We start from the raw sequence: 15,402 nt of genomic DNA, 5'->3' as shown, positions 1-15,402 counted from the left end.
TTCCTTAAAAATCTCATTTGTGATATCTCTAGTTTCTATTTCCATATTGTATTTTCTTTGTTCTATATTCTATTCTCTATATTCTAAAATCCTATTTCAATCCTTCTAAAAATCCTTGGTAAGCTGGTTTTTTATTATAGTCAGCATCTAAAAGCAATGGATATTCTTTATAGTGCCAAAAAGTTGTCAGCCAAGTATATTTATCGGTTACGCCCCAAGTTGTAATGGCAAATTTCTGGGTTTGAGGCAGTTCTTCGTACATAGTCGTGATGTACTTGTAGGTTTCTGACTGTTTTTGAGCTTCTGCATCATTAAAAACATAGGAATCAGATTTGCTTGTATTGACTTTGATATCCAATTCTGAAATATGAATTAATAATCCAGTTGAAGCCATATCCGTAAAACCAGTTTTCATAGTTTGTCTATTGGTATCTGTGGCATAGTGAAATTGATCTCCAATACCATCAATCGGAACTCCGTTGGCTTTGAATCTGGTTACCATTTTTTTGATTGAAGCTCTTTTTCCTGCATCCAGTACTACGCTGTAATCATTGTAAAATAATTTCGCATCGGGATCGGCTGCTTTGGCATATCGAAAACATCTTCCGTAAAATCCGATTGGATCTTTAAATAATGAGTTTATCACAGTTTCGTTTCTCATTGCGCCGCCGTCAGCAAAAACTTCGTTGACAACGTCCCAGCTTTTTACTCTTCCTTTGTAACGTCCAACTACATCTGTAATGTAAACTTTTACTTTTGACTCGAAGGCAATAGAATCGTATTTGGCATTTTTAAACCATTCTGGAAATGAGTCGTACCAAACCAAAGTATGGCCGTGAACTTCCATATTATTGTCTTTGGCAAAACCCACTAAATAATCGGCTGCAGTATAATTGTAAGCCGTTGAAGAAGACCAAATAGTGGCCATTTTCATTTCAAATTCTGCCGAAATCTGACTGTAATGTTTTAACACAGCACTTTTGTAATTGGCTTCTCCCTGCAGATCTCTCATTTTGACTGCGGCTCCAATTTTAAACTTTGCTTTTTCTTTTAAGGTTTGCGTAATAGGATTTGGATTTCCTGTATCGCCTTCATCTGCATTAATAAAAACTACTTTTTCGTCGTTGCTGCAGGATGCAAACAACAAAACGGTTAGTATACCAAGAATATATTTTTTATTTATCATTTTGTGTCTTTTTAAATCCGGAAGTCAGATTAGGATTATTCCAACTTCCGGATGGGTTATTACTAACTTTTAACCTTAACTTTTTTGGGTGTGATTTTTTAAACACATAGAGACATAGTTTTTGAGAAACTTAAAAAAAGGCGTTTCACTTATTTAAATTCACATAGTAATCTGTGTGTGTGAAACTAGTTTTTTTATTTTAATCTATGTTTCTATGTGTTTAAATCAAATTAATTGTAACCAACATTAAATCCTGCTGGTTTTCCCATTAAATCGATTTGACTCTGCGGAATTGGCATGTTTACCATTGCTGGAGTCATTTTCAATTGTACTTCTCCGGAAATAGTTCCAGACGGACTTGAACGGAAATATAAATTTTGTCTTTCTACCAAAAGTCCAAGTCTTTTCAGCAGAAACCATCTGTTATTTTCGAATGCTAATTCTCTTGCTGATTCGTCTAAATAGTTATTTAATGTCCAAGCTGTCAAATCAAAAGTGGTTACAGTGCTTTCTGGATTTCCAGTGTATCCTCTTCTTCTCACTTTGTTTAAATAAGCCAAAGCTTTAGTATCATTACCTAAATTATGATACGCTTCAGAAGCCAATAAATAAGTTTCAGCCAGTCTGTAATACATATAATCTTTGTAACTATTAGAAGTCATTGGCAGTTTTTCTGAATCGTGATATTTCTTTAAACTCCAATGCCAGGCTCTGTAGTTTCCATTTGGCGCTGCAATGGCTGGATTGGTAATTGGCTGCCCAAATTTTGGATTACTTGGAACGTTGATTTTATAATCTTGATAATTATCTGAATAATAATACGTTTTAAATCTCAAGTCATTTGTCTGATCGTATAATGATTTCAAGTAATTATTTGGATAAAACCAACCTAAAGCCTGACCTCCATAAGCCACATCCTGAACCAATTCGCTTGTATTCAATTCGTAAGTTCTGTGAGTGAAAACACTGCTTAACCATGAACCTCCGCCACCTGCTAATTCATCACTTGGCCCTAATAAAAAGTCTTTTTGATAGGTAAACAGTGATTCTTTATGATTCCCGTTTTGTCCCCAAACATCAATAAGGTTTACCAAACCATGAGTTCCATCATTAATAATGGCATCAAATTGTGCCACCGCTTCTGTCCAGTCTTGCTGCCATAAAGCGCTTTTACCGCGAATGTGTCTGGCAACACCTTGTCCATAACGTCCCGGATCTACTTTAAAAGGCAGATTGGCAATTGCATAATCCAAATCTCCATCAATTAATTTGTAAACATCTGCGTCACTGGCTACTTTATATTCAACTGGATCGTTGATGTTTTGAGGTGTTGTCGGAATTGTATCGATTAGAATGCCGCCATACATTTGTTTTAAATCCAAATACAATTCGCCTCTAATCACTCTTGCCTGTGCTACTAATCTTTTCTTAGCCGCTTCATCCATTTTTATAGATCTTGCCGAGGTAATAATAGCCGAACACCTGTCAATAATTTTATATCCCTGAATCCATTTTGAACCTGTAAACGACTGTGGGTTATGACCAGTTCCGTAAGGTGTATTCCAGGTTCTGTGCAAACCTAAATCAGTTGCCACCATAAAGAATACATTGGCCCATAAATCGCTGTTGTCTCCAGATGGCAGATTGTAAAAACGCATCTGGTTGTAAAGTGCATTAACTCCAACTTCTAAACCGGCCGGAGAATTGTAGATATAATCTACAGAAACTTGATCTTTTACTGTTTCCTCCAGAAAATCTTCGCACGAAGTAAGTCCTAAAGAAAGTCCGAAAATCAAAACAAATAGAAAATTTATATTTTTCATTATCTTGTTATTTTTTATTTATTGAAATGTCTTAAACCTTATGATTAGAAACCTACCTGCAATCCGATAACACAAGTAACAGGTTCTGGATAATCGTATATTTCTTTTTCTGGACTGTACGATTGGTAATCGGTAAGCGTAACCAAATTACTTCCTGTTACGTAAAGTCTCATATTGCTTAATCCTAATGGTTTTAGTGTGCTTTCTGGGAATTTAAATCCAACAGAAACGTTTTGTAAACGTATGTATGAGGCATCTTGCAATCCTAAAGTATTGATGTACGGAGGATCATTTCCGTCTCTTGGTCTCGGCCAGTTTCCTCCTGGATTTTCTGGTGTCCAATAATCTTGTTTGATACCATTTTTAACTCCTCTTAAAGAACCTCCACGAACATAATCATACAAGAATAAGTTATCTCTTGTAACGCCCTGAACTGTATAAATATCTGCTGAGAAATCAAATTGTTTGTATTCTAAAGCAACAGAGAAAGTTCCAAACCAATCCGGCATTTTAGACGTAATTACTCTATCTTGATCTGGATTTGGATTGGCTCCATTTGACGGATCTGCATCCCACAATTTTATATCTCCAGGATATAAAGTAGTTCCTGTTACCAGCGGAATATTTTCTCCTTCCTGATAAATTCCAACTGCTTTATATCTGTAATAAACATCAATCGGTTTTCCAATGAACCATAAGTTTCCAACAGCGTCATCTTCTCTTCCGTCTCCGTCTGCATCTTTTCCGTAGATACTCACAATGCTGTTTTTGTTTTTAGTAAAAGTGGCTCCAAGATTCAGTCTGAAATCTTTTGTTTTAATTACATCACCATTCAAAGTCACTTCCAAACCTTTATTATTTACTTTTCCAATATTAGAAAGTTTGGTCGTGTAACCTGTATTCGCGTTAAGCGTTTCATAAATCAATAAATCTGAAGTATCGGTATTATAAACCTCAACTGTTCCATTCAATCTGTTTTTGAACAAACCAAAATCGGCAGCCAAGTTTAATTGTGTAGAAGTTTCCCATCTTAAATCCGGATTGGATAATTGCGAACCTGGTACATAACCCGAAACTTTTACACCATTGATAATGTAATCTCTTTGTGTCGCTGTTGCCATACTTTGATACGGATCTTTCGGCTGGTTTCCTACTTTACCGTAACTTGCTCTTAATTTCAGGTTGCTGATAACCGGAACGTGCTCTCTCATGAATTCCTCATTCGAAACATTCCATGCTGCGTTGACAGCTGGAAAGAATCCCCATTTATTATTGGCTCCAAAAACGGAAGATCCGTCAGCTCTTCCTGAAACTGTAAAATAATATTTGCTGTCGAAATCGTACTCTAATTTTCCTGCGAAAGAAATTAACGATCTTTCGTTTCCTCCAATTTCAGGTGTATTTAAGAAAGCACTTTCTAAACCATAAATCCCAAGAATATCACTCGGAATTCTACTTGCTGAGTTTCTAAAATCATTGTATTCTGATGAAGTAATCTCATAGACTCCAGTTACGTTAAAATGATTTTTTTCTGCTACATTTAAGTTATAATGCAAAATATTACTCAATTGATACTCTACGTTATCTTGAAATCTAATATAACCGCTTCCTTGTCCAGAGTTCGCAATTCCTGAAAGTGATTTTGAAGAATTGAAAGACATCGCTTTGTAGTTCCAAGATCTTCGGCTGGCATTCAATTTATAAGTAAAACCTTTTGCAAGATTAATATCCAGAAATATATTCATGATATCATTACGATTCAATTCGTTTGTATTGGTTTCGTAAACATCAATCAACGGATTTGGTGTTTCCTGAATTCCTCCCGGCAGATAACGGAAAGAACCATCTTCATTATAAACCTGTCCTAATGGCGATGTATTAATAGCATTATTCAAAATGTTCCCTACATTCGGGCGGTTCGATTCTGAATACTGAAGTGAAACATTCATTCCTACTTTCAGCCAATCTGTAATTCTCTGGTCGACATTTACTCGCATCGCTACCTTATCGTAATCCGAATTAGCAATTACTCCAGAAGTATTGATGTAGTTGATACTCGAAAAAATACTGGTTTTCTCAGTTCCAGATGAAATACTAACACTGTGGTTATTGGTTACACCCGTTCTTAAAACCAGTTTTTCCCAATCGATATATTTTCCGGATTGAACAGATTCCAATTCTAAAGGAGTGAAAACCTGATCGTCTGGTCTGTAAACTCCACCATTGCTTGTTCTGTAGGCTTCTCTTTTTAGCTGTGCAAATTCTTCTCCGCTATAAACATCGAAATTTCTGTTGATGGTTTGAACTCCCGAAAAACCATTGTAAGAGATTTTTGCTTTTCCTGTTTTTCCTCTTTTAGTCGTAATTAAGATTACACCATTTGAAGCTCTTGCTCCATAAATAGATTGAGCAGCAGCATCTTTTAAGATTTCTAGAGAAGCAATATCGTTGGCATTAATATCATTAATGTTTCCAATTACGATTCCGTCTGCAATAACGATTGGTTCGTTGCTTCCATTAATCGATTTTTTTCCTCTGATTTGGATGGAAGAAGAACTTCCCGGTCCGCCATCATTTAAACTTACTTGTACTCCGGCTGCTTTACCACGAAGCATTTCCCCAACATCTGAAGTTGCTACTTTGGTCATGTCGCCCGGTTTTACCGAAGCTACAGAACTGATGACATCGCTTTTCTTTTTGGTGCCATAACCTACAACGATGATTTCGTCTAAGGCTTGAGAACTTGGTTTTAAAACTACTTTTAGGTTTTTCTTGTTTTCGGTTTCCACCGAAACCTCATCCATTCCGATGAAAGAAAATACAAGCGTACTTTTTGGGGCAGTACTGATGGTGAAGTTACCGTCGAAATCGGTTTGGGTTCCTTTTGTACTTCCTTTAACGTGAACGTTTACACCCGGAAGAGGCAATCCTGCATTATCGACTACTTTTCCCGTAATCGGACTTTCTTGTGCACTCGCTGTGGTTGAGAGAATACACATAAACAGTAATAAAACTAGCTTAAGATATTTTCCTTCACGGCAAAACATCTTGACATGTTTGTTTTGTTTCATAATTTTTATTGGTTAGTTAGATAGAAATCAGTCATGATTTATGTTGCAAATGTGACTAATAAATGATGGTCTTAGGGGAGTAAAACATTCGCATTTGGGGGCGTGAATGTGTTTATTTGTATTTTAAAGCCTTTAAAAAGCATTATTCGTAATATAAACCTTAAAAAATTGTGAGGTGTTAATTTTAAATTTAAAATCATTTTAAGTACAAAATTCTAAATGCAAAACTTTTAAATAGGCTGAAAGCCTAAAAGCAAAAAAAGTAGTGCAAAGCACTACTAAAAAATACACCCCTACAAAATTACCCTGAAAGGGTTTTAATATGAATAAAGAATAAAGAGAACTATTAAATTGCTGTCGCCCTTACAGGGCTAGATTATGAATTGCTCTTTTTACTTATGATGCGATGCATCATGCTATTGCTTTTTGCTCTTTCAGAGCAGATTTATAACTTAAAATTACTTTACTTATAAAATCTCTTACTAATAGAAAATATAAAGTCTGTAAAGTTAAATATTAAAACTTTGCTCCCGATATTGCGTAAACCTTCGCTCCCGATAGTTATCGGGATTGCGGTTAAACTTTACTCTGAGTTCCTTTATACTCACTAGGAGACAAATTAAAAAATTTCTTAAACTCTTTACTAAAGTGTTTTCGATCATTAAAACCAACCATATAAGTAACTTCAGAAACCGAATAACTTGTATTAGCTAAAAGACTCGCCGCTTTCTTTAAACGCATATTTTTAATAAGGCCAGCCACAGACTGATTCGTCAACGTTTGCACTTTTTTATACAGTACCGTTCGGCTCATTCCAATTTCGTTGACCAGATCATTTACATCAAAATCAGTATTATCGAGATTGGCTTCAATAATCTGAATTAGTTTTTTTAGAAACTGTCCTTCGGGTGTATTTAGATTTTCCTGTTCCGTATCTTCAATAAATCCGTCGCCATATTTCTGACGCATGATTTCTTTTGCTGATAATAAATTCGCGATCGTCAGTTTTAATTCTTCAATACTGAAAGGTTTCGAAATATAAGCATCTGCACCAGTTGAAAGCCCTTCGATTCTGTTTAAAGTTGACGATTTTGCTGTCAATAAAATAACGGGAATATGATTGGTATTTTGACTTGTTTTTAAAATCGTACACAATTCAAATCCATCCATTTCGGGCATCATCACATCGGTTACAATCAAATCCGGAATTTCTTTTTCCATATATTCCAGCGCCTGGATTCCATTTATGAATTTCAGCACTTTATAATCGGTGTACAAAATATCGTAGACAAAAGAGAGTACTTCTTCATTATCTTCAATTACTAAGACGGTCTTTTTAGAAGTGTTTTCTGTATCCTCAACATATTCTGGTTCATAAAGATCAATTTCAGTTTTAACATCTGAAATCGGATTTGCATTTTCTTCAATCTTAACCGAATTTTCAACAATCTGCGATTTCTTAAAATGCTCTTTTCCTTTCTTTAAAGTAATTGTAAAAATGGTGTTGAAATTAGCGTCGGCTTCAGTCTGTACTTTTATTTCGCCATGATGTAATTCAACAATACTTTTACTTAGCGCCAAACCAATTCCGCTTCCTAAATTGGCGCTTCCGCGTTCGTCCAGCTGGAAAAAGTTCTTAAATATTTTCTTTTTCCTGTTTTCGGGAATCCCAATTCCGTTGTCTTTCACTTTAATTTCAATCGAATCAGAATCTTCTTTTTGCTCGACGGCCAAAGTAATTCTGCCATTCTTACCCGTAAATTTAAAAGCATTCGAAAGCAAGTTGTAGATTACTTTCTCCATTTGGTTTTTATCGAAATAAATCAAAGCTGTATTGATATTCAGTACAAACTTATAATCGATTTTTTTCTCGACCGCAATACCGCGAAACGATTCGTAAATATCAAAACAAAACGAAACAATATCCTGCTGTTCGCAATAGATTTTCATACTTCCTTTTTCGGCTTTTCTAAAATCCATTAATTCGTTAACCAATTTCAATAAGCGATCCGAATTGTTTTTGATGATTTTCAGCTTATGTTCCAGATTCGAATTCTTTTCGGCTCCATTTAATAATTCTTCAACCGGTCCGCTTATCAAGGTCAAAGGCGTTCTAATTTCGTGCGAAACATTCGTGAAGAAATCCAGTTTCATTTTATATAATTCTTCCTGTCTTTCTTTTTCAACCTGTTCCAGATAATACGCTTGTTTTAATAATTCACGGTTTCTTAAAAAACGGAACAATAAAACTCCGGCTCCTGCTAATAAAGCAATATAAATTAAGTATGCCCACCACGTTTTCCACCAGGGTGGTAACATGATAATTTTTAAAGTTTTAACAGATGGATTCCACTCTCCGCCTCCACTTGAAGTTTTGATTTTTAAGGTATAAGTTCCCGAATTCAGGTTCGTCAAATTGATATAATGTTGTGAACCTATTACATGCCATTCGTCTTTATTAAACGAACTTTCCAGTTTATACGCATATTCACTTTTTTCGGGCGAAATAAAATTCATGGCACTAAATTCTATTCCGATATAACCCTGATCATGTTTTAAAGTAATTTCAGAAGTTTCGCTAATGCGTTTTTCCAACGAAACCTCTTTATTTCCTGGTCTTATTTCTTCGTTATTTACGATTAATTTGGTTAGGACAATTGGCGCTTTATCTTCGGTTTTAATTAATTTCGAAGGATTAAAAAGCACTAATCCGTTCGAACAGCCAAAAGCAAGTTCTTTAGCATTCAGCTGTATACTGCAATTATTAGAAAACTGCTTTACTTTCAATCCATCTTTGGATGAATAAGAAGTAATTTCAAAATCGGAAATTCTAAAAGTCGGACTTAACTTTTTGGTTTTTAACTTATAAAGCAAATTATTATCGCTAATCCAGATATTTCCTTCTGAATCTTCCGAAATACTTTTAATGGTTTCATCTGTAAAACCCATTGAGCGATTGATTTCGAAGAATCTTCCTTTCTTTTCGTCAAATAAATTCACTCCGCCACTTTCGGCACCAATCCAAAATCGGTTTTTAGAATCGGTAAACATGACAGTAAGACTGTTGTTGGACAAACCACTTTTTGGGCCAGCTTTAAAAACTCTAGTAATGTGTTTTAGCTTTTTATCAAAATAATTCAATCCATATTGTGTGGCAATCCAAAGTCCGTCTTTTCTGTTTACCAAATCGGTAATAAAATTATCGCTAAGCGAATTATAACTTCCATCAGCCATATAAATTTCGACCGTTCCGTCGGGCATTACTTTTTTCAGTCCGTTTCCGTTGGTTCCAACCCAAAGATCTTCATTATCCATCAACAAAGAAGTAATCGGACGTTCTCTTTCTTTGGAATCCTTTCGCGAAAGCGAGATAAACTGAAACGTTTTACTGCTTTTATTGAATTTGAATAATCCATTGAAAGTCCCGCAAAACAGATTTTGCTCGTTCTGATTGACCAAAGCGGTAATCATATTCACGCTTTTGTCAAAATCATAACCTTCAATCTGATAGATGGTATTTCGGTTATTTCTAAAATCAAGATAATTTAAGCCTCCGCCATTCGTTCCAACCCAAAGTGCGCCGTCATTTTCTCGTGCAACAGCATTTACGAAAGCGGTATTTAATCCGAAATTTGGCTTAACTACTTCTCTGACATTGGTAAAATTGGCATTTGTTTTCTGAAAAAGATTGACTCCTCCTCCATTCGTCCCAATCCAAATATCATTGTGACGATCTTTTAAAAAACATTTTACATCATCGTCAGAAAGGCTGTAACTTTCTAAAGGATTGTGTCCGTATTTGGTAAACTGATTTCTGTCTTTTTTGTAAACACACAGACCGTTTTTTGTAGCAAACCAAAGCGTATTATTGTCCACAGCGACAATATCATTTACCCAGTTTGAAGATAAACTATTTCTATTATTTGTATTCAGAAGATAATTTTTGACAACATTTTTATCGACATCAAAATGAAAAACGCCATTGGCTTCGGTGGCAAACCATAAATCGCCATTTTTTTCTTTGATTACTTTCCAGATTTTAGATTTAAGCAAAGCTTCATTTTCTGCCAAAGCTTTTGGAAGTGTTTTTTTCGAACCGTTTTTAGGATCAAAACATTCTAATCCTTTAGAAGTTCCTACCAAAATGCCATAATTACGATCATAAAACAAAGACAAAACCCTGCTTTTTCTGAATGGCGAATTATGATCGTTTGAGATTTCTTCCAGCAAATATTTCTGTCTGTTCAGTCGTTTAATTCCGCCAAAAGTTCCAATCCAGATTCGGTTTTCATCGTCCTGAATTATAGATGAAATATAGTTTCTTCCGCCTTTTATTTTCTGAACATCAACCCGTACAAAACTTCTTTCGTTTTTATTAAAAAGATTCAGTCCGTTATTGGTTCCAATCCAAAGTTCTTTTTGATTGTCCTCCAGAATGACATTCACATGATTGTTACTGATGCTGTTTAGTATGTCTTTGTTGTAAACATATCGCAGGAAATCATATCCGTCATAACTAATTAAACCGTTCGCCGTTCCGATCCAGATAAAACCTTTTTTGGTCTGATGAATACTCGAAATCATACTCTGCGAAAAACTGGTATCATAGTTAATATGATCAAAGTACAAATCGGAACTTTGAGCAAATGAACTCACAACCATTGCAAAAAATAGAATAAAACTTAAAATGTAGTTTTTGATGCTTTTCATAAACAAAATAGAATAAACGTCCGAGTAATTTAATTGCAATAAACCTATGAAAAAAATCAATCGAATGCAGTGCAAAATAGCGCAATTGCAAAAAATAAAGGAGGGAGTTTTTTCTTTTTAAGGGGTGTAGATGTACTTAATTTAGTTTTCGTTTATATTTGTTTGAATTACATTAACTATAAGCAAGAATATTTATGCAACAACATAGACACTTCTGAAAGTTAATATCTAGTATTAAAAAATAGATTATGAAAATTATTTATAGAAACTCATTTAATAGGTCAATCTCAGAAATTGAAAACTTAAAAATGAATGATTCTGAAAAAGTATTTCTTGTTAATAATATTACTAAGAAAATTGAAACCAATTATCCGAGTGGAAGCTTTCATGTAACCTATTATAAAGATAACAACGAAAAGAATATTTTAGAAAAATTATCAAAAGAATACCCTAATGCTGACGTTTTTAAAATTAGAACTAGAAAAGTTACAGGCAATCATACTTTCGAAATTGAAGATTATATTGAAAATGGAGTTTTAGAGCTCAAAAACAATTTATTAAGGGATAAACGAGGAAGAATAGTCGCTTATAATCAAATTGACATTAGCAATAATCAACCTTCACACGAAGGATCTTTTAAATGTTTTTACAGCAAAACTATTTATAATAATTATTGTGTTCCTAACTTAGAATTTGATTCTTTCCGAGATAAAGATTTTGAAGTATTCAGTGCATCGTATGACAAGAGCGGTAATTTAATCGAAATACTACTTAATTCACAAAGTACGTATGATAAAGAATATTTTTTTCCTAATCAACCTTCTCCTTATGACCTTGAGACATGCAGGAGAATTTGTGATCTAACTAAAGAACAGATGAATTATTTTCTTACAGACGAATTGTTACCAATTCCTAATTTTACTATTAAAAATATATAAACTGATTCGTTAAAAACATTTCTACTTTCCAAAGCTAAACATGCAACAATTAGAAGATATAATACAATATGTTTCCACTAAAAACAAAAGAAACCTCTTTACCTTTTTGACAGGAGCCGGACTTTCTTCAGAAAGCGGAATTCCAACTTACAGAGGTGTTGATGGCATTTGGGTTAAAGGAACACAATTTCATAAACCGGAAGAATTCGGAACTTTTAAATACTTTAAAGAACATCCGGAAGAAGTTTGGCAATATTCGTTGTTTAGAAAGAAAATGTTTCAAAATGCCAAACCAAATGAAAGTCATTACGAGTTGGTTGAAATTGAAAACATCCTAAAAGACCGATTTCATCTTATTACGCAAAACATTGATAATTTACACCGGCAAAGCGGAACTGAAAGAATTTTCGAAATCCATGGCAACAATAGAGAAATAAAATGTTCAAATGGCTGTAAAGAAATCGTAAATCTGCCCGAAGAAATAAAAGGAAAAGAAATTGACGAAGATCTGACTCAAAGAGAAATAGAACTTTTAAAATGTCAAAGTTGCGGAAGCTGGATGAGACCTAATATTTTATGGTTTGATGAATATTACGATGAGAAAACCAATAAAAAATTCAGTTCGTTGAAAATTGCCAAAAATTCTGGAATACTATTTATTCTGGGAACTTCCGGCGCAACAAATCTCCCGATTGCAATTGCAGAAACCACTTTAAAATATGGCGGAACTATTGTTGACATCAATATAGAAGACAATCAGTTTACCGCTTTGATAAAGGATAAAAAGAATAAAATTATTATTCGTAAAACCTCAACCGAAGCTTTAAAAATAATTAAAGAAATGATTAAAAATATACAACGGACTTAAAAAACATGTGCAAATTTTACCTTTTCATAGTACTATCTTTTCTATTGATATCTTGCGATAAGAGAAGTGATATTACCCAAAAGTTATTAGATTCTGTATGTGAGATACATATACAAAACAGAGCAAATCATCGATTTGGAGGAATTAAAGAATATAGAATTACCGATAAAAAAGAAATAGCTTCTCTATGCAATGAATTATTATCATTAAAGCAAGAAAATAATTTACCTACAAAACCATTCGAAGGAACTATTCTTATCGAATTTGTTAGAAAAGATCATGATGGTACAAAAGAATATATTAATTTCCTCTCCACCGGAATTATTCTTAAACCTAATAATGACTATTATATAGATTTTTTAGTAGGCAAATATGTTTCAGATCATTTTTTAGCAAGAATTTTAAAGTATTTGCAAATAGATGCAACTAAAGTTTCTGCATTAAATAACTATCGAAAATCTCAGGAAAAGTCAGCCAAGAATTAGAAATAAAGAAGCCGTTTCACTACAAAACGACTTCTTTATTTTCTATCAATCCTAAAATTTTCCCATAAGCAATCGCCGCTTTATGAACCTGAACCGTCCAGTCTTCGGCAGCATTGTCATCAGCACCGTCTGAAATGTATTTTAAACTCAAAAACGGAATATTTTCTTTCATGGCAATCATGGCTAAAGCATAGGCTTCCATATCGACCACATTGTAAGCGTCAGATTTATGTTCCATTTCGAAGTTATCTCCTGTTCCGCAAATGCCTTCAGGCAAACCATCCATTTTTAAACCGTATTCCAAAACTGGATGCAGACCAGATAGCGGCGTTTCGTATAATGCAAAACCCAAACCGCGAACATCCATATCTCTTTGCACAAATTGAGTACAACAAATTACTTCGCCTTTTTGAAAACTGCTACTCCCAGCAGATCCCAGATTTATAATTACTGCAGGTTTTTTCTTTTGTATAGCTTTAGTCAATTCATAAGCCGCATTTACTTTACCAATTCCAGTAATTAAAACGTTATGTCCTTTAAAAACTTCAGCTGCTTCAGATTCAAGAGCAAATGAGAATAATATATCTTGGACAGCAAAAGATTCTGTCTGGTTAATTTGTATCATGCGTAATTTAATTTTCGGTTTACAAAAATACGTTTTAAAATTTACGCAGTTCTAACCTAAATTTAAAATCTAAAAAACACGTTAAATTCTGGTTTGAATGCGGGATTTTGTTTTTTAAAAAATACTTTTGTTAGAAACAGTTAAAAAGAATTTCCATCTCTAGAAACAAGAAAGAAAAACTGCATGGATAGCGAAAAATTTATTTTCTGCCTCGAAGGCGTGAAAGATATAGACGATCTTACCCCAACGCATGTGGTAAAATGTCTCGAAGAATTGGCTATTGACCAAGGCATTTCGAGCATTCATAAAACTTGCGATACCATTGAAGGTTTAGAAGAAAGTTTGAATATTTTATTGTATGAAGATCATAATTTTAAAGATTATGAAATCATTTATCTTGCCATGCCGGGACAGGAAAACAACATTTGTCTTCATGATTATTATTACAGCATAGAAGAAATCGCCGAACTTTTTGAAGGAAAAATGAAGGGCAAAATCATCCACTTTGCCAATCTTAAAGTTTTGGATTTAAATGAAGAAGAGTCGCAATATTTTCTAGATATAACAGGAGCAAGAGCCATTTCCGGTTATGGATCTACTTATAACAAAATTGCAAGCTGCAGTACGATTGATAAAGCATTTTTTAGTTTGTATCAGGAAAACGATAACTTGATTGAAGTTGTCGAAGACCTTTATGCTAAACATTATAATCTATGCAAACTGCTTGATTTTAGATTATACTATTAAAATGAAAAAGAAGCAGGCTGAGAAAATAAAGACATACAGTCCATCAGGATTTCGGGAGAAGTTTCTGGGAGAAGATAATCCCATACATTTACTTTTCAAATCCAATTCGGATCATTTTTTCTGTCTAGAGATTGAGGAAATCATGCAGATGCAGCATCCTGTTCCACCTTCTAAACATTCTTGTCATACTTTAATCTTTATTTCTTCCGGACAACATGTAATGAAATTGGGACATCAGGAATACATCACGACCGATAACGAAATGATTATGGTACCCGCTGGACAGATTTTCTCTCTTGAAAATGTCAACAACATACACAAAGGTTTTATCTGTCAGTTTCATCCCGATATTTTAATTAGAAAATACGGGAGCCGTGAACTGCTCAATGAATTTGATTTCTTAAAAATTTCAGGAAATCCGAAAGTTAGTCTTCCACAGGAAGATATCGGTTCTATTGTCAATATTTTAGAAAGATTGAAAAAAGAATATTCTGAAACTGCATTTACAGATCTTAATATTGTGCAATCCTATTTAATTACTCTTTTTTATGAAATGAATAAATATGCAGTGAAAACAGCAAAAGGAATTTCGGCTGCTGAGGTTATTACAGCCAAATTCAAAGAGCTCATTCACGATCATATAAAAAACCAGCATCAGGTCAACTATTATTCTTCTCTGCTAAGTGTCACTCCTAATCATTTGAATAAATGTGTCAAAACTGTAACTGGAAAATCGGCTGTAAAATGGATTGATGAAAACATATTGTTAGAAGCCAAATATTTACTGTTCCAAACCTCCCTTTCTGTAGGTGAAATCGCAACTCGGGTAGGTTTTGAAGATCAATCTTACTTTAGTCGTTTCTTTAAAAAAGCAGAAGGAATTTCTCCTATTCGATACCGAAAAATGATTGATAAGTCCTAATTATTGATTATTACATCCTAACAAAAA

The 15,402-nt window shown here is 34.0% G+C and carries 10 protein-coding genes; 5 read left to right on the top strand and 5 right to left on the bottom strand.

Features of this window, described 5'->3' with window-relative positions; all coding sequences use genetic code 11:
* Window positions 1-91 precede the first annotated feature (91 nt).
* The 4 genes from ACFS3A_RS07345 to ACFS3A_RS07330 all read right to left on the bottom strand — a co-directional run bounded on the left by ACFS3A_RS07345 (window position 92) and on the right by ACFS3A_RS07330 (window position 10,790).
* Window positions 92-1,186 carry an endo-1,4-beta-xylanase gene (locus ACFS3A_RS07345; RefSeq protein WP_379824709.1) on the bottom strand — a complete coding sequence of 365 codons (1,095 nt, stop codon included), beginning with the start codon at window positions 1,184-1,186 and terminating at the stop codon, window positions 92-94.
* A 230-nt stretch (window positions 1,187-1,416) separates the two neighbouring features.
* The gene (locus tag ACFS3A_RS07340; RefSeq protein WP_379824708.1) at window positions 1,417-3,009 is read right to left on the bottom strand and encodes a RagB/SusD family nutrient uptake outer membrane protein; all 1,593 of its coding nucleotides are present in this window, start codon (window positions 3,007-3,009) and stop codon (window positions 1,417-1,419) included.
* 44 nt (window positions 3,010-3,053) lie between these two features.
* Window positions 3,054-6,080, bottom strand: coding sequence for a SusC/RagA family TonB-linked outer membrane protein (locus ACFS3A_RS07335; RefSeq protein ID WP_379824707.1), 3,027 nt, complete (start codon window positions 6,078-6,080; stop codon window positions 3,054-3,056).
* 576 nt (window positions 6,081-6,656) lie between these two features.
* Window positions 6,657-10,790, bottom strand: coding sequence for a hybrid sensor histidine kinase/response regulator transcription factor (locus ACFS3A_RS07330; RefSeq protein WP_379824706.1), 4,134 nt, complete (start codon window positions 10,788-10,790; stop codon window positions 6,657-6,659).
* Between the two features lie 248 nt (window positions 10,791-11,038).
* Between ACFS3A_RS07330 and ACFS3A_RS07325 the strand changes: the two genes are divergently transcribed.
* From ACFS3A_RS07325 to ACFS3A_RS07315, 3 genes are read left to right on the top strand one after another with little or no spacing between them, the layout of a single operon-like run.
* Window positions 11,039-11,728, top strand: coding sequence for a hypothetical protein (locus ACFS3A_RS07325; protein WP_379824705.1), 690 nt, complete (start codon window positions 11,039-11,041; stop codon window positions 11,726-11,728).
* A gap of 40 nt (window positions 11,729-11,768) precedes the next feature.
* Complete coding sequence (locus ACFS3A_RS07320) at window positions 11,769-12,596, top strand: SIR2 family NAD-dependent protein deacylase (protein WP_379824704.1); 828 nt, start codon at window positions 11,769-11,771, stop codon at window positions 12,594-12,596.
* Between the two features lie 5 nt (window positions 12,597-12,601).
* Window positions 12,602-13,081 carry a hypothetical protein gene (locus ACFS3A_RS07315; protein ID WP_379824703.1) on the top strand — a complete coding sequence of 160 codons (480 nt, stop codon included), beginning with the start codon at window positions 12,602-12,604 and terminating at the stop codon, window positions 13,079-13,081.
* A 19-nt stretch (window positions 13,082-13,100) separates the two neighbouring features.
* Here ACFS3A_RS07315 and ACFS3A_RS07310 read toward each other — a convergent pair whose 3' ends face one another.
* Window positions 13,101-13,706, bottom strand: coding sequence for a 5'-methylthioadenosine/S-adenosylhomocysteine nucleosidase family protein (locus ACFS3A_RS07310; protein ID WP_379824702.1), 606 nt, complete (start codon window positions 13,704-13,706; stop codon window positions 13,101-13,103).
* A 183-nt stretch (window positions 13,707-13,889) separates the two neighbouring features.
* On the opposite strand from ACFS3A_RS07310, the gene ACFS3A_RS07305 reads away from it, so the two are divergent.
* Together ACFS3A_RS07305 and ACFS3A_RS07300 are read left to right on the top strand one after the other, a co-directional pair.
* Entirely contained in the window at window positions 13,890-14,453 is a 564-nt protein-coding gene (locus ACFS3A_RS07305; protein WP_179008042.1) for a DUF6642 family protein, read from the top strand.
* 1 nt (window position 14,454) lies between these two features.
* The gene (locus ACFS3A_RS07300; RefSeq protein ID WP_379824701.1) at window positions 14,455-15,375 is read left to right on the top strand and encodes a helix-turn-helix domain-containing protein; all 921 of its coding nucleotides are present in this window, start codon (window positions 14,455-14,457) and stop codon (window positions 15,373-15,375) included.
* Window positions 15,376-15,402 lie beyond the last annotated feature (27 nt).

It is taken from the genome of Flavobacterium notoginsengisoli, from assembly GCF_042686225.1.
GTDB lineage: Bacteria > Bacteroidota > Bacteroidia > Flavobacteriales > Flavobacteriaceae > Flavobacterium > Flavobacterium notoginsengisoli.
The sequence above is the reverse complement of the archived record's forward strand: the minus strand, read 5'-3'. Positions and strand labels throughout refer to the sequence as shown.